Source organism: Salmonella sp. SAL00672, from assembly GCF_046552175.1.
Lineage (GTDB): Bacteria > Pseudomonadota > Gammaproteobacteria > Enterobacterales > Enterobacteriaceae > Salmonella > Salmonella enterica.
Window position 1 is genome coordinate 1 of sequence record NZ_JBGDUQ010000004.1, and the last position, 15227, is coordinate 15227.

Sequence of the window (15227 nt, forward strand, 5' to 3'; positions counted from 1 at the left end):
ATAGAGCGCAGTATCCGGCTGGCGCAGGAGAAATAAGACCCTGACGGCCCGGTGGCGTGGCGCCATCGGGCCTGGCTATCCCAACGAATTATTTAACGGAATATGCGCGATATTGCTGTGCATAATCAGCTTTCGTACCCCCGGTGCGGTTAAACAGCGGCTTTTGATGATTTTGCTATACAGCTTGAGGCGCAGTTTTCGGGTGGCGCGCCACCAGGCGGCGTTGAGGTCGGCTGCATTCTGTTTCAGTACGTGATTTAGTATTTCCGCGCTATCCAGCGCATAGCTAATACCTTCCAGCGAGCTGGCGCTGATGAACCCTGCCGCTTCGCCGATCAAAAATGCGTTTTCTTTACCGCAGACAAAATCCGCCCAACGTGACGGAAACAGGACTGTACATTTTTCACTTTTTACCGGTGCGCCGAAGCAAAAATGAAAGTCCGCCATTTTTTGTTTCAGAGCGTCAAAACGCTGTTGTCCGTCTTTCATCGGGTAGGCCCCGCCGAAGATAAAATAGCCGTCTTTACTGATACTCCAGGAGTAACAGTCGGTAGCATCGTTATCAAAAATACAGGAATAAAACGGGACCGGATGTCGCTCCGTAAACCATTGCTGAATAGCGACATATTTACGAATTTGATGCTTCGGATACAGGTGACGGCGCACCAGTGAATTTGCGCCATCGGCACCGACCAGATAACGGGCGGTAATCTGCTGTTCCCCGCCGTCGGCACGAAAAATAACGTGCCATTTATCATCCTCGCGCCAGATTTTTTGACACAGGCTGTCGTGGTAGACCTGCACAGCATCAGGGATAAGCGACTTCATCCATAAATCGAAGGCGTGGCGGTTAATGTTGATATAGCTGCGTTGGTAGTGACGCGTCAGCGCCGCTTCTACATCCACCGTTTTAACGCTAAAGATTTGGGGATTAGCGATAACGTCTACCGGCAGCGTGAGCCCGTTACGAATAAAGGAACGCTGAGCATCCGGCGCCAGCAAACCGCCGCAGGGCTTTGTGAAGCCCCCGGTGCCCGACTGGCGTTTTTTATCCAGCGCCAGTATGCGCATCTTTCCGCTTAACTGGCGCGCCAGCGCGGAACCTGCCGGACCTAAGCCGATAATCGCTATGTCAAAGTGTTCCATCGTTCTGTCCGCCGTTATTGAAATGGCGATACGCTAAAGCCTGAAAGTGAAGCCCGTGTGAAGTATGATGGCGAGCATCGTCTCTTATCAGGACATCCCATGAAACAAATCACCTTTACGCCGCGCCATCACCAGCTTACCAACACCAATACCTGGACACCTGACAGCCAGTGGCTGGTCTTTGATGTGCGGCCTTCAGGCGCGTCATTTACGGGCAAGACTATTGAGCGTGTCAATGTGCATACCGGCGACGTGGAGGTGATTTATCGCGCTGTGCAGGGCGCGCATGTCGGTGTGGTGACGGTGCATCCTGCCGACAATCACTATGTGTTTATTCATGGCCCTGAAAACCCTGATGAGACGTGGCATTACGATTTCCACCACCGTCGGGGCGTTATTGCAACGCCGGGAGGCGTGACTAATCTCGATGCGATGGATATTACTGCGCCGTATACTCCCGGCGCGCTGCGCGGCGGCAGCCACGTCCATGTGTTTAGCCCGAACGGCGAGCTGGTGAGTTTTACCTATAATGACCACGTTCTGCATGAGCGAGATCCGGCGCTGGATCTGCGCAATGTCGGCGTGGCCGCGCCGTATGGGCCGGTTACGGTGCCGGTTCAGCATCCGCGCGAATACAGCGGTAGCCACTGGTGCGTACTGGTTAGCCGCACGACGCCTGCGCCGAGACCTGGCAGCGATGACATTAACCGCGCCTATGAAGAGGGCTGGGTGGGCAACCGCCAGATCGCCTTTATTGGCGATACGCTGTCGCTGACGGGCAAAAAAGTCCCGGAGCTGTTTATTGTCGATTTACCGTGTCATGAAAACGGCTGGAAACAGGCAGGCGACACGCCGCTGACGGGAACCGAATCAACGATGCCATCGCCGCCGTTGGGCGTAGTTCAGCGGCGTCTTACCTTTACTCACCAGCGTGTTTATCCTGGACTCACTAACGAACCACGCCACTGGGTCCGCAGTAATCCGCAGGCTACGGCGATCGCCTTTTTGATGCGGGACGATAACGGCGTAGCGCAACTGTGGCTGATATCGCCGCAGGGAGGCGAGCCCCGGCAGTTAACGCATCATGCGACCGGCGTACAGTCAGCGTTTAACTGGCATCCGTCGGGTAAATGGCTGGGACTGGTGCTGGAAAATCGGATTGCCTGCTGCGACGCACAAAGTGGGAGGATCGACTTCTTAACCGCCAGGCACGACAACCCGCCGTCTGCGGACGCCGTCGTTTTTTCACCGGATGGGCGACACGTCGCATGGATGGAAGAGGTGAAAGGGTTCCGTCAGCTATGGGTGACGGAAACCGGGCGATAAATCAGGGAGGAGGCATCTTCGCCGGGGGGATGACGGCATTGGTCATTTTCGTCTCCTCCTCGCTTTTCTCGACGCGCGATCTTACCGAACTGTCTTTGCGGAAGATGTCCCACGGCAGAAGGATCGTATCCATCACGGCGGTAAACGGCATATCCAGGATAGCCAACGATTTGGTGCCCCAGTTTGTCTCATCGTTACCGATCATCGTAGCGCTGGCGCGCGTGCCAGGATAAGTACCCTCTTTACCGCCGGTGTGCGACATGACGCTTGAACAACCGCTTAATAAAAGCATCCCATTCCATATTATCAGCGTTAACCACACGTTTTTTATCATCACTCATTCATCTGTTGGTTGTCGTTATTTGCATGATGAGTTATAGCGATCCGTTGCTAAAAATAACATCACCAGTACGTGGCACTGTGGCGGTAATCGCACTTTAACAATCAGTGCTGTCCCAACCAGTCTATGCAATAGCCAATAAACTGCAAAAAAAAGTCGGATTAAAATACTTGAAAAGTACGTATTCAGACCCATTTATAAGACGTAGTGAATAGAAGGGCACGCCTGATGGGTGTTCTGGCAATCCTGGCCTGTCCATGATGGAAGGTCTGACATTCTCGCTGATTTCAGGAGTTTATGATTATGCGTAACTTTGATTTATCCCCGCTGTACCGTTCTGCCATTGGTTTTGATCGTCTGTTTAACCTGCTTGAAAATAACCAAAGCCAAAGTAATGGCGGCTACCCTCCGTACAACGTTGAGCTGGTAGACGAAAACCACTACCGCATCGCCATTGCCGTTGCCGGTTTCGCGGAAAGCGAACTGGAGATTACTGCCCAGGATAATTTACTGGTGGTAAAAGGCGCTCATGCGGACGAGCAGAAAGAACGTACTTACCTGTATCAGGGCATTGCCGAGCGTAACTTTGAACGTAAGTTCCAGTTAGCGGAGAACATTCACGTTCGCGGCGCAAACCTGGTCAACGGGCTGCTGTATATCGAACTGGAGCGCGTGATTCCGGAAGCGAACAAACCGCGCCGTATCGAAATTAACTGATTCCGTCGGGTCGCGTTGCGCGGCCTGTCATCCCATGCTCGCCGTCAGGGAGCATATTCGCACGTAAAGTGTGAAGGTAAAACTCGCTTCTTAGAAGGAGAAATGATTATGCGTAACTACGATTTATCCCCACTGCTGCGTCAATGGATCGGTTTTGACAAGCTGGCCAATGCGCTGCAAAACAGCGGCGAAAGCCAGAGCTTCCCGCCCTATAACATCGAAAAAAGCGACGATAACCATTATCGCATTACCTTAGCGTTAGCCGGTTTCCGTCAGGAAGATCTGGATATTCAACTGGAAGGCACGCGCCTGACGGTGAAAGGCACGCCGGAACAGCCGGAAAACGAGCCCAAATGGTTACATCAGGGCCTGGTCATGCAGCCTTTTAGCCTGAGCTTTACGCTGGCTGAAAATATGGAAGTTTCCGGCGCGACGTTTACCAACGGCCTGCTGCATATTGATTTAACCCGCAACGAGCCGGAAACCATTGCGCCGCAGCGTATCGCCATTAACGAACGCTCCGCATTAAATAGCTAATAAGCTCCTTGCCTTGCCCCGCCAGAGATGGCGGGGCTTTTTTGTGCCACGAAAAAGGGTAAGACGCTGCCGAAGTCAGGACGTCTGGGCGGTTTTGTAACATGAGAATGTGCGCCATGCTGTATATATGCCTTAACGGTTCAGTCATAATCCCTATAAATTGAAATGTTACTCACAGGGAAGAAAAGATGAGTGATATCGCATTGACGGTCAGCGTCCTGGCGTTGGTGGCGGTTGTCGGTTTATGGATCGGCAACATTAAAGTGCGCGGTGTCGGCTTTGGTATTGGCGGCGTTCTGTTCGGCGGTATTATCGTCGGCCACTTCGTCGATCAGGCTGGGGTGACGCTGAGCGGCGATATGCTGCACTTTATCCAGGAATTCGGCCTGATCCTTTTTGTTTATACCATCGGCATACAGGTGGGGCCGGGGTTTTTCGCCTCGCTGCGCGTTTCCGGGCTGCGTCTCAATCTGTTTGCTGTTCTGATTGTGATTATGGGCGGGTTGGTCACCGCGATTCTGCATAAAATTTTCGCTATTCCGCTGCCGGTGGTGCTGGGGATTTTCTCCGGCGCAGTCACCAATACGCCTGCGTTAGGGGCGGGTCAGCAAATCCTGCGCGATCTGGGAACGCCAGTGGATCTGGTGGATCAGATGGGGATGAGCTATGCGATGGCGTATCCGTTTGGCATCTGCGGTATTTTGCTCACCATGTGGCTGATGCGGCTGATTTTTCGCGTTAACGTCGAGGCGGAGGCGCAGAAGCACGAATCCTCTCTCGCTAACGGTCATTCATTAATTCAGACAATGAATATCCGTGTCGAGAATCCGAACCTCAATAATATGGCTATCCAGGATGTGCCGATCCTGAACAGCGATAAAATCATTTGCTCACGCCTGAAACGCGACGACACGCTGATGGTGCCGTCGCCGGGGACGATTATCCAGGCAGGCGACCTGCTGCACCTCGTCGGCCAATCTACCGACCTGCATAACGCGCAACTGGTGATCGGTAAGGAAGTGGACACCTCGTTGTCGACGCGCGGCACGGATTTACGTGTCGAGCGTGTGGTCGTCACCAACGAAAAAGTGCTCGGCAAACGTATCCGCGATTTGCACTTTAAAGAGCGTTATGACGTGGTTATCTCCCGTCTTAACCGCGCGGGCGTTGAGCTGGTCGCCAGCAGCGACGCCAGCCTGCAGTTTGGCGACATTCTCAATCTGGTGGGGCGTCCTGCCTCGATTGATGCGGTAGCCAATGTGGTCGGCAACGCGCAGCAAAAACTCCAGCAGGTGCAGATGCTGCCGGTGTTTATCGGCATCGGATTAGGGGTTCTGCTTGGGTCAATCCCGTTGTTTGTGCCGGGATTCCCGGTCGCGTTAAAACTGGGGCTGGCTGGCGGGCCGCTGATCATGGCGCTAATTTTGGGGCGTATCGGCAGCATCGGTAAGCTGTACTGGTTTATGCCGCCGAGCGCCAACCTCGCGCTGCGTGAATTAGGCATCGTTTTGTTTCTGGCGGTCGTTGGGCTGAAATCCGGCGGCGATTTTGTCGATACGCTGACACAGGGCGAAGGATTAAGCTGGATTGGCTACGGTATTTTCATCACCGCAATTCCGTTGATTACCGTCGGTTTGCTGGCGCGGATTTTTGCCAAAATGAACTATCTGACGCTATGCGGGATGCTGGCCGGTTCGATGACCGATCCGCCAGCGCTGGCATTTGCCAACAATCTTCATGCCACCAGCGGCGCGGCGGCGCTCTCTTACGCGACCGTCTATCCGTTAGTGATGTTCCTGCGTATTATCACGCCACAACTGCTGGCGGTGATTTTTTGGGGAATGGGTTAGCGCCTGATGGCGCGTTGCTTATCCGGCCTATGCACTGTGTTAAATCCAGGCTGGATAACGCGCGCCGCACCGGCCACACTTCTGCTCTTCTTCTTATCTTCTTCCTCAATGAACGCGCTAATCAGCGTAATGGCAACGAGCATAATTCCAATTTTTTTCAGTTAGTTATCAATCTTCATCGCCTTTTTTTTCGTCGCGACGGGTGGTTTTTCAGCTTTTAATTCGGCAATAATGCCTTTCCTGGCGGTGGCGTTGAAAAAGGTCGCAACTGAAATGAAAAATAGCGGGAATGAGCGCGGTTGCGCCGAAACACGTCACCAGTGAACTACAGTTATTTTGCAATAAGATTCCCTTGCTGCGGGATAATGTGAAGCATATCAGCAACAACGTGAGTGGTATTCTGAAAACGAACGGGAATACATAAGAACGTAAAAGGAGTCGTCATGAAGATTTCCCGCCTCGGAGAAGCGCCGGATTATCGCTTCTCACTGGCAAATGAGCGCACCTTTCTGGCGTGGATTCGCACCTCGCTGGGATTTCTGGCGGCAGGCGTCGGTCTTGATCAGCTCGCCCCGGATTTTGCCACGCCGGTGATCCGTGAACTGCTGGCGCTATTGTTGTGTCTGTTTGCGGGCGGCCTGGCGATTTATGGCTATCTACGCTGGTTACGTAATGAAAAAGCGATGCGCCTGAAAGAGGATTTGCCCTATACCCATAGCCTGTTGATCATCAGCGTTATTTTGATGATTGTCGCGGTGATAGTGATGGGGCTGGTACTGTATGCCGGATAGTCGTAAAGCCCGTCGGCAGAACGATCCGGGACTGCAACCGGAGCGTACGTCGCTGGCCTGGTTTCGCACGCTGCTGGGATACGGGGCGTTAATGGCGTTAGCCGTCAGGCACCACTGGCATCAGGCGGGGTTCTTGTTCTGGGTGTCAATCAGCGTTCTGGCGATAGTGGCGGTGATTCTTTGGCGTTATACCCTGAGTCGTAATTTGATGGATGTCGCGCATAGCGATTTTTCCGAAACTCATGTCGTGCGTGACAAATTTTTGATCTCCCTCGCGGTGTTGTCGCTCGCAATCCTGTTTGCTGTTACCCATATTCGCCAACTTATTGCATTTATCGGGAATTTTATATGACAGGACGTCAGGACATTGTCGTGAGTGATGACCAGATTCAGGTCGTCGTAAATCGCCAGAATAGCCAGCGCCCTCAGCAACTGTACCGTAACTTACAACGGCTCGGCATTCGCAATGTCCATTTTATCCCATTGTTGGAACATGACCGGAACGGAATGTTGACCGAGGAGTCATTGTGTTCAGCAGACTGGGGGCGGTTTTTAAATAGCGTATTTGATATTTGGGTACGTGAAGATATTCAGCGTATCTCGGTTCGCCTTTTTGATGAGACGCTACAGCAGTGGTGCGGCGGCAGGAATGGCGCTGAAGCGCCGGACAAGGCGCCGCTAAGCGCTGAATGTCAGAAGTGTTCTTTATTACGATTTTGCGGCGGCGGATGCCCTGAGCATCGGGATAGCCAGGGGAAAAATCAGCTTTGCGAGGGCTACCAGACCTTTTTTAACTACTCCTCGCCGCATATGCGGGTGATGCGGGATTTACTGAAGCAGCATCGCTCGCCGGAGGAGTTGATGGCGATGCTGCGTTAACGTCACAGGCCTGATAAGCGTAGCGCCATCAGGCGATGGCGTGCCGGATGGCGCTGCCGTCTTTCCGGCACTGAGCGAGTATTAGCGTCCTTTCGCCAGGTATTGTTCCATTTCATCCTCCGGCACCATGCCGCCCCCGGTTGCCCATACCAGATGCGTCGCGTTGCCGAGCTGCGTCTGACTGAATCCATGCCTTTGCTGATACGCGACGGCGGCGCAAATGCGCTGTGGTCCGGCCATCCCCGCCAGAGCTGATGGCTCCAGTCGAATTCCTTCCTCCTGCGCCAGCCAGCCCAGCATGTCATACATTGTTTGATCGTCTAAGGTATAGAGGCCGTCAAGCAGACGCTCCATTGCCCGACCAACAAAGCCCGAAGCACGACCTACCGCCAGGCCGTCAGCCGCCGTCAGGTTATCAATACCGATATCTTGTACTGAGATGGCATCGTGCAGACCGGTATAAACGCCGAGTAACATGCAGGGTGAATGGGTCGGTTCGGCAAAGAAACAGTGGACGTTGTCGCCAAACGCCAGTTTCAGGCCAAAGGCGACGCCGCCAGGGCCGCCGCCAACGCCGCACGGCAGATAAACAAACAGTGGGTGACTGGCGTCAACGACGCGTCCCTGTTGCGCGAATTGCGCTTTCAGACGCTGACCCGCTACCGCATAGCCCAGAAATAGCGTGCGAGAGTTTTCATCGTCGATAAAGAAACAGTTTGGATCGGATTGCGCTGCTTTTCGGCCCTGCTCAACCGCCACGCCGTAATCATCTTCGTATTCCACGACCGTCACGCCGTGGCTACGCAGCTTCGCTTTTTTCCAGGCGCGGGCGTCGGCAGACATATGTACCGTCACTTTAAAACCGATGCAGGCGCTCATGATACCGATCGATAGCCCCAGATTGCCGGTTGAACCGACGGCGATACTGTACTGGCTGAAGAATTGTTTAAATTCCGGCGAAAGCAGCACGCTATAGTCATCGTCGGTGGTTAACAGACCCGCCTCCAGCGCCAGTTTTTCCGCGTGCGTTAGCACCTCATAGATGCCGCCGCGCGCTTTAATGGAACCAGATATTGCCAGGTGACTGTCTTTTTTTAACAGCATTTCACCGTCGATCGTTTGCCCATACTCTTTTTCCAGCCGTTTTTGCATGGCCGGAATAGCGACCACGTCAGATTCGATTATGCCGCCAGCGGCAGCGGTTTGCGGAAACGCTTTCGCCAGATACGGCGCAAAGCGCGCCAGACGGTCATGGGCGGCGTTTACGTCCTGCTCCGTCAGGCCGACATACGGTAGACCTTGTGCAAGAGAGGTGGCGCCCGGGTTAAACCAGGTGGTTTCTTTGAGGGCGACCAGATCCTCGACCAAAGGATACCGGGCGATGAGCTTTTGTATGTTTTCCATAGTACGTCTCTTTACGATCAGATGATAAAGGAAAGCAGGAATGTGCCAGCCAGTGCAACGACAGATGCGATAAACGTGGCCGTCGTATAGTATTTAAACGTTTCATTCAGCGTAGCGCCGCAATACTGCTTGACCAGCCAGAACAGGGAATCGGTCACGATCGTGCAGCCAATGGCGCCGGAACCAATGGCAATCGCAATGATCTCCGGGCTGACGTCAGGATAGAGCGGCAGCATTGGCGCAACAATCGCGGTGGCGCCCATCATCGCCACCGTCGCAGAGCCGACCGCCGCGTGCAGAATCAGCGCTACCAGCCACGCCAGCAGAATCGGGTGCATATGCATATTTGAGAGGATCACCGCCAGCGTGTCCGCCAGCCCGCTACTTTTGAGAATGGCGTTGAACGCGCCGCCCGCGCCGATAATCAGCAGGATGTTCGCAATGGCGCCAAAGCCGTTTTCGGTGTGGGTAAGTAGCGCGCTCATACCCATATGCTGGCGCAGACCGAGTATGTAATACGCCACAAAGACAGCGATAAACATTGCGGTGATCGGATTACCGATAAACTCCAGCAGCGTATACAACGTGCCGTCTTTCGCCATATTCAGTTCAGCGACGGTTTTCACCAGCATCAGGCCAATCGGCAGCAGAACGGTAAACAGCGTTGCGCCCAGCGACGGCAGGGTGTTTTCGGCGCGCACTTCAAGATCCGCAAACTCTGTCGGTACGGGCTTGAACGGCAGACGATTACCCAGAAACTTTAAGAACAGCGGACCGCCGACCAATGATGCCATCAGTCCGACCAGCAGACCGTAGACAATCACCGAGCCGATATCCGCCCCCAGTTTATTTGCGACAAACAGCGCAGCCGGATGCGGCGGTACCACGCAATGGACGGCCATCAGCGCGGTACACAGCGGAATGGCCAGCTTCAGCAGCGAGGTATGGGTCTTTTTAGCGATAGAAAACGCCAGTGGGATGAGCAACACGACGCCCACTTCCACGAACAACGTGATACCGCAAATCAGCCCCACCAGTACCATGATCACGTCAGCAGAGAGCCAGCGGCAGCGCTGGAGCGTAAGCCCGATGCGTTCCGCCGCGCCGGAAACCTCCATCATTTTGCCGAGGATGGTGCCAAGACCGATAACGGCGGCCAGAAAACCGAGCGTACCGCCTATTCCGTTTTCTATCGCCGTGACCATCTCCAGCGGCCCCATGCCCATCATCGCGCCGACAAAGAAACTGGCGAGCAGTAACGCCAGGAAGGGGTGGAATTTAAACTTCACGATGGTCAATACGATTAACACGATGCTGATCAGCAGCGTGCTCACTACCCAGATTTGAGCGTGCATATCTCACCTACCCTGTGATTAATCTGTTCTTATTGGACAGAAAAACAGCACCTCCTGACAAACGATATAATTTGCCATTCACATGATGTAAATTGAATCAACTATGTGATTTCCATCTAATATTGCCTTTATTTTGCGATATGGTTCATTTTGCTTCATCTATGTGCGGATTTTTTCAGCGTGTTTTTTTACACTTCGGGAAATTAAAAGATGACTGAGGTTGCCATGGAACCCCTTCGCGATACCCGAAACCGCTTACTCAACGGCTGGCAGTTATCCAAACTCTATACTTTTGAAGTCGCGGCCAGACACCAGTCCTTTGCTCTGGCGGCAGATGAGCTGTCGTTAAGCCCCAGTGCGGTAAGCCATCGTATCAATCAACTGGAAGCCGAGTTGGGAATCCAGCTATTTGTCCGCTCTCACCGTAAGGTGGAGCTTACCCATGAAGGCAAACGGGTATTCTGGGCGCTGAAATCGTCGCTGGATACGTTGAATCAGGAAATCCTCGATATCAAAAATCAGGAACTGTCCGGCACGCTGACCGTGTATTCACGTCCCTCTATCGCCCAGTGCTGGCTGGTGCCCGCGCTGGGGGACTTTACCCGTCGCTATCCGTCAATTTCTCTCACTATGCTGACCGGCAACGATAACGTTAACCTACAGCGTGCCGGCATTGACCTGGCTATCTATTTTGACGATGCGCCGTCGGCGCAGCTCACGCACCATTTTTTAATGGATGAGGCAATTTTGCCCGTTTGCAGCCCGGATTACGCCCATCGTTTCGCCTTGCAGGACAACCTGAATAACCTGCGGCACTGTACGCTCTTACACGACAGACAGGCGTGGAGTAACGATTCGGGCACCGATGAGTGGCACAGTTGGGCGCAGCATTTTGCAGTAAATTTGCCGGATTCATCCGGCATTGGCTTCGATCGTTCTGATTTAGCGGTGATTGCCGCGATGAACCACATTGGCGTGGCGATGGGGCGTAAACGGCTGGTGCAAAAGCGTCTCGACAGCGGCGAACTGATTGCGCCTTTTGGTGACATGAGGCTGAAATGTCATCAGCATTATTATGTCACCACTCTGCCTGGCAGGCAGTGGCCGAAAATCGAGGCATTTATTCGCTGGTTGCAGGAACAGGTGTGAAGATTTATTACGCTTTGTCGCTACACCTGCCGGGAGTGAATATGCTAAATACGTGCTATCACCGTGGTAAAAATTTTAGGGGGCGTCGTGTTTAAACCGCTTATTGCCTCTCTCATGCTGACCAGCGCGGTCGTCTATGCGAAACCGATGCCTTTGACGGCGGCGCGCTATGCGCAGCAGCTTGGCGTTGGGATGGATGTTGACTGGGCGCGAACGGAACGGGGTATCCGCGAGTTTGATCCGCTGGTCGTGCGGGATTTTAAGGCAAAAGGGTTAACGCATGTCCGTATTCGTGTGGCAGGCGCGCCGACGGAAGCGCGCCTCATCCATTTGCGTAAGCTGGTAGAGGCCTGCGAATACTATGGCGTCATACCCATTATTGCCTATCAGGCGGATGCGTATAAAACCGATCCCAGCGCCAGCCATGAAAAGGAGCTGATCAACTGGTGGAGTGTGGTCGCGCGCTATTTTGGTCAGACATCCCCGCTTCTGGGGTTCGATCTCATTTATGAGCCTGCCGACAAACTTAATCATAATATGGCGTCGCTGAATCGCGTATATGACAAAACCATCCGCCTGATTCACGCCATTGACCCACAGCGGATGATTTTCGTTGCCCCCCGCATGCGCGCCGCGCCAGAGGATTTGTCGGCGCTTAAACTGCCGGCGCAAAGCCAGAACTATGTACTGGCGGAGTGGCACATCTTCCCGTGGGGACCCCTGAAAAGCGGCGGTAAATATCCGTGGACGTCAGGCACGGCGGCGGAAAAAGCGGCGATTCGGGCACGGATTAATGCCGCGGTTCGCTGGCAGCATAAGACCGGCCATGCAAGCTGGGTGGGCGGATGGGCGCCGGGAGAGTCGATAAAAATGACGCCGGTCGCTTCACAGTTCGCGTTTGCCCGTTTTATGGCCTGCGAGCTGAAAAAAGCGCATATCCCGTATGCGATAAACGCGGACACTCAGTTTTATGACGGCGAAGAAGGAGCGTGGCGTCCGGTGCAGGAGCCCCTGCTCAATGCGATGATCGCGCCGGAATGTGAAACGCCCGGCAAAAAGCCGGGCGAGGGGAACGTTAAACCGTCTGCCCCTGATGCGATATCCGTGACGCCAGCGGCAGCCAGCACGCCAGGATCAGCAATCCCATAAGGGTCATCAGCAATCCCAGACTGCCCTGACCGGTTTGCGGCAGCATTGCCGAAAGCCACGCCAGTACGCCGGAACCAATATTTTGCAGCCCGCCGACCAGCGCGCCAGCGGTGCCTGCGAGGAACGGAAACGGCTCCATCGCGCCGCTGGTGGCCAGTGGAAATAACATCCCGGCGCCGAAGAAAAACAGCGCAGCGGGGATGAGTAGCGTCCAGACGTTCATCACGCCAAACCAGCCGGGAATCCACATCATAAGGCCTGCCAGCAGACAGCAAATAACTGACTGCCACATCAGGGCTGAGAAGCGTTTATTCGGGCGTCCGGCAAACCAGGCGCCGAAGAACGCCGCCGGAATCGGCAGAATAAACAGAATGCTTACCACCATACTGCTGAGACCTAATACTGCCCCCATCAGCACGCCGGAACAGGCTTCAAAGACCGCAATGCCAGCCAGCCCGCCGATTAGCATCAGCAGGTAACAGTTAAATGCGCCGTTACCAAACAGCGTTTTATAGCTGGCGATCAGCCGCGTACGCGGCGCGGCGGCGGGGCGGGTTTCCGGCATCCAGCGCGCCATGCTGAAGGTGACGCCAGCGCAAAGCACCAGCAGGAAAGCGTAACACGCGCGCCAGTTCCACAGGGTGTCCAGCAGACCGCCAATCAGCGGCGCTAACAGCGGGCTGACCAGAATCCCCATATTTAACAGGCTATTGGCGTGACGAAGTTGCGTTCCTTCATACAGATCGCGCGGGAGCGTTCTCGCCATTACTCCGCCAACGCCGGTTCCCATCCCTTGCATGGCGCTGGCGGCAATCAACACCGTCAAACTATGCGTGGTCATGGCGAACAGGGTCGCTACCATAAAAATAGACATGCCGACGAGGATTACGGGGCGGCGCCCAACCCGGTCGGAAAGCGGGCCGTAAAACAGTTGCGAGACGCCGTAGGTCAGGAGGTAAGCAGCCATTACGCTCTGGACGGCGCCTTCCCGGACGTTTAGCGCTTGTGCCATATCGGCGATGGCGGGAATATAAATGGTTTGCGCCATCTGCCCTACGGCCACCAGTAACACCAACATCAACAACAAATTGACGTTTCTCTGCCTTTTCATTTCGCTGATTACTTTTCAAAAAAAGAAAAAATAAGAATAACTTGCTGCGCATTCCCATAAATGCGAGAGGAATCTATCACACCAGAAAAAGAAGGCCAGACAGCAACCAGCAATGGCAGACGAAGGAACGGCAGGATATGTAAACAAAAGCGGCAACAAATGTTGCCGAGAATGTGTTACGTCTGTGGCTGTTATTGGGCAATCATGACAGACGGAGTAAAATCGCCCCGAGGGCAATCCCGCCTGCCGCCACCAGACGTAGCCCGGCCACTTTCTCTTTAAGCAACAGCCAGGCTATCAGCGCGCCGAATAAAATCGACGTCTCACGCAGCGCGGCGACCACCGCCAGCGGCGCCTGGGTCATGGCCCATAGCGCCAGCCCATAAGATCCCATAGTGCCAATCCCGCCAAAAATGCCTTTTTTCCACTGTTGCGCCAGATAACGCGACGCTTCCCGCCGCCGCGCAATCATCGCCCAGGTTAACAGGCAGGCGCCGTTGAGAAAAAATGACCATAGCGTATAGCCCAGCGCCGTTTCGGAGAGCCTTACGCCGGCCCCGTCCACCAGCGTATATCCGGCAATAAAACAGGCGTTAGTTAATGCCAGCACGACACCACGTTGAGAGCTGGCGCGGCCATTACAGGCCATCCCAAGTATCGCCATGCAGATCACTGCGATGCCGACCCAGGCCATCGACGACAGGCTGTCGCCAAGAAACAGAACGCTAATGAGCGCCACCAGCAGCGGCGCGGTGCCGCGCATAAGAGGATAGGTCTGGCTCATGTCCGAGACCTGATAGGTTTTCGCCACCAGGACGGTATACACCACCTGGAGTGCGGTAGAGGCCGCTAAAAAAGGGATACTGGCGTGAGCTGGCTGCGGCGAGAAGGGCAAAAGGATCAATGCCATGACCGCCGCGGAACCGCTGACGCCGATCGCGGCGTAGAGCTTATCGTTTCCCGCTTTGACAATGGCGTTCCAGCTGGCATGTAGCAGCGCGGCGAACAGCAAAATGCAGAAAACGGAAAGGGTCATAGCGTCAGGCGTCGTTGAGGGTGTCATAAAAACGTAACATACCCGGGAAGCGAAAGACCAGCGGATAAGGTGAAAGGGGAGCGGTTGCCCGCTCCCCTTCGGTGCGGCTTGAATCTGAATTACTTAAGGTATTTCAGAACAGCATCAAGCAGTTGCAGTGCTGCAACAATGAGTTTCAGGATAAGAATGGTGATATCCACTACGCTCATACGCGTCTCCTGTGGTTAAGGAGCACTGCCAGCCGACGTACCTTTCCGCTGCCTGTTGTCAGCTGTTGCGCACGCGATCCCTTTTGCGAGGAATAGTGTGCGTGTTGACATAACACAGTGTGCTCACGAGGGGGTTAAGGCGCTGACGGCACCACCCGTTTCAGCCAGGACTTCGTTGCGCCGGTTTACGATGCGGCCCCCGCATAACACATTGTGTCAAAGACATTA

General features: G+C 54.2%; 16 protein-coding genes, 1 pseudogene and 1 other annotated feature. Of the genes and pseudogenes, 9 read left to right on the top strand and 8 right to left on the bottom strand.

What is annotated here, in order from left to right:
- Positions 1–75 precede the first annotated feature (75 nt).
- Entirely contained in the window at positions 76–1146 is a 1071-nt protein-coding gene (gene cbrA / locus ACLJTG_RS12580; protein ID WP_410958995.1) for a colicin M resistance lipid reductase CbrA, read from the bottom strand.
- Between the two features lie 99 nt (positions 1147–1245).
- Between cbrA and ACLJTG_RS12585 the strand changes: the two genes are divergently transcribed.
- On the top strand, positions 1246–2472 hold the full coding sequence (locus ACLJTG_RS12585; protein ID WP_001749295.1) for a DUF3748 domain-containing protein: 1227 nt from the start codon (positions 1246–1248) through the stop codon (positions 2470–2472).
- A gap of 1 nt (position 2473) precedes the next feature.
- Here ACLJTG_RS12585 and ACLJTG_RS12590 read toward each other — a convergent pair whose 3' ends face one another.
- Positions 2474–2806 (bottom strand): YceK/YidQ family lipoprotein, encoded by a 333-nt coding sequence (locus tag ACLJTG_RS12590; RefSeq protein WP_001581211.1) that lies wholly within the window; start codon positions 2804–2806, stop codon positions 2474–2476.
- A 242-nt stretch (positions 2807–3048) separates the two neighbouring features.
- Positions 3049–3122 (top strand) — a sequence feature (ROSE (Repression Of Heat Shock gene Expression) occurs in the 5'-region of heat shock genes and acts as an RNA thermometer to modulate expression.).
- Here ACLJTG_RS12590 and ibpA point away from each other — a divergent pair.
- The 6 genes from ibpA (at position 3116) to ACLJTG_RS12620 (ending at position 7586) form a co-directional block, all read left to right on the top strand.
- Complete coding sequence (gene ibpA, locus ACLJTG_RS12595; protein ID WP_001532742.1) at positions 3116–3529, top strand: small heat shock chaperone IbpA; 414 nt, start codon at positions 3116–3118, stop codon at positions 3527–3529. It overlaps the preceding feature by 7 nt.
- Positions 3530–3637: 108 nt before the next feature.
- Complete coding sequence (gene ibpB, locus ACLJTG_RS12600; protein WP_001246919.1) at positions 3638–4066, top strand: small heat shock chaperone IbpB; 429 nt, start codon at positions 3638–3640, stop codon at positions 4064–4066.
- Between the two features lie 188 nt (positions 4067–4254).
- The gene (locus ACLJTG_RS12605; RefSeq protein ID WP_001279793.1) at positions 4255–5916 is read left to right on the top strand and encodes a putative transporter; all 1662 of its coding nucleotides are present in this window, start codon (positions 4255–4257) and stop codon (positions 5914–5916) included.
- A 443-nt stretch (positions 5917–6359) separates the two neighbouring features.
- A complete protein-coding gene (locus ACLJTG_RS12610) occupies positions 6360–6707 on the top strand; it encodes a YidH family protein (RefSeq protein WP_000703964.1) in 348 nt (115 codons plus the stop codon).
- The gene (locus ACLJTG_RS12615; protein WP_001113454.1) at positions 6697–7059 is read left to right on the top strand and encodes a DUF202 domain-containing protein; all 363 of its coding nucleotides are present in this window, start codon (positions 6697–6699) and stop codon (positions 7057–7059) included. Before ACLJTG_RS12610 ends, ACLJTG_RS12615 begins: the two co-directional genes overlap by 11 nt.
- On the top strand, positions 7056–7586 hold the full coding sequence (locus tag ACLJTG_RS12620; protein ID WP_000147838.1) for a radical SAM protein: 531 nt from the start codon (positions 7056–7058) through the stop codon (positions 7584–7586). The genes ACLJTG_RS12615 and ACLJTG_RS12620 overlap by 4 nt, the downstream gene beginning before the upstream one ends.
- A gap of 81 nt (positions 7587–7667) precedes the next feature.
- On the opposite strand, the gene dsdA is transcribed toward ACLJTG_RS12620, so the two are convergent.
- Positions 7668–8990, bottom strand: a complete 1323-nt coding sequence (gene dsdA / locus ACLJTG_RS12625; protein WP_061375725.1) for a D-serine ammonia-lyase — start codon at positions 8988–8990, stop codon at positions 7668–7670.
- 17 nt (positions 8991–9007) lie between these two features.
- Positions 9008–10345 carry a D-serine transporter DsdX gene (gene dsdX / locus ACLJTG_RS12630; RefSeq protein ID WP_000543317.1) on the bottom strand — a complete coding sequence of 446 codons (1338 nt, stop codon included), beginning with the start codon at positions 10343–10345 and terminating at the stop codon, positions 9008–9010.
- 225 nt (positions 10346–10570) lie between these two features.
- On the opposite strand from dsdX, the gene dsdC reads away from it, so the two are divergent.
- A complete protein-coding gene (gene dsdC, locus ACLJTG_RS12635) occupies positions 10571–11494 on the top strand; it encodes a DNA-binding transcriptional regulator DsdC (RefSeq protein ID WP_001522218.1) in 924 nt (307 codons plus the stop codon).
- Positions 11495–11557: 63 nt separating this feature from the next.
- On the top strand, positions 11558–12643 hold the full coding sequence (locus ACLJTG_RS12640; protein WP_198898249.1) for a cellulase family glycosylhydrolase: 1086 nt from the start codon (positions 11558–11560) through the stop codon (positions 12641–12643).
- Here ACLJTG_RS12640 and emrD read toward each other — a convergent pair.
- From emrD to ACLJTG_RS12660, 4 genes and pseudogenes are all read right to left on the bottom strand, one after another.
- Positions 12570–13754, bottom strand: coding sequence for a multidrug efflux MFS transporter EmrD (emrD, locus tag ACLJTG_RS12645; RefSeq protein ID WP_023260126.1), 1185 nt, complete (start codon positions 13752–13754; stop codon positions 12570–12572). The two genes, ACLJTG_RS12640 and emrD, sit on opposite strands and share 74 nt — an antisense overlap.
- A gap of 202 nt (positions 13755–13956) precedes the next feature.
- Positions 13957–14817 carry a DMT family transporter gene (locus ACLJTG_RS12650; protein ID WP_072102951.1) on the bottom strand — a complete coding sequence of 287 codons (861 nt, stop codon included), beginning with the start codon at positions 14815–14817 and terminating at the stop codon, positions 13957–13959.
- A gap of 92 nt (positions 14818–14909) precedes the next feature.
- Positions 14910–14999 carry a type I toxin-antitoxin system toxin TisB gene (gene tisB, locus ACLJTG_RS12655; protein ID WP_000117642.1) on the bottom strand — a complete coding sequence of 30 codons (90 nt, stop codon included), beginning with the start codon at positions 14997–14999 and terminating at the stop codon, positions 14910–14912.
- Positions 14996–15110, bottom strand: a pseudogene (locus ACLJTG_RS12660) (hypothetical protein). Before ACLJTG_RS12660 ends, tisB begins: the two are co-directional and overlap by 4 nt.
- Between the last annotated feature and the right edge of the window lie 117 nt (positions 15111–15227).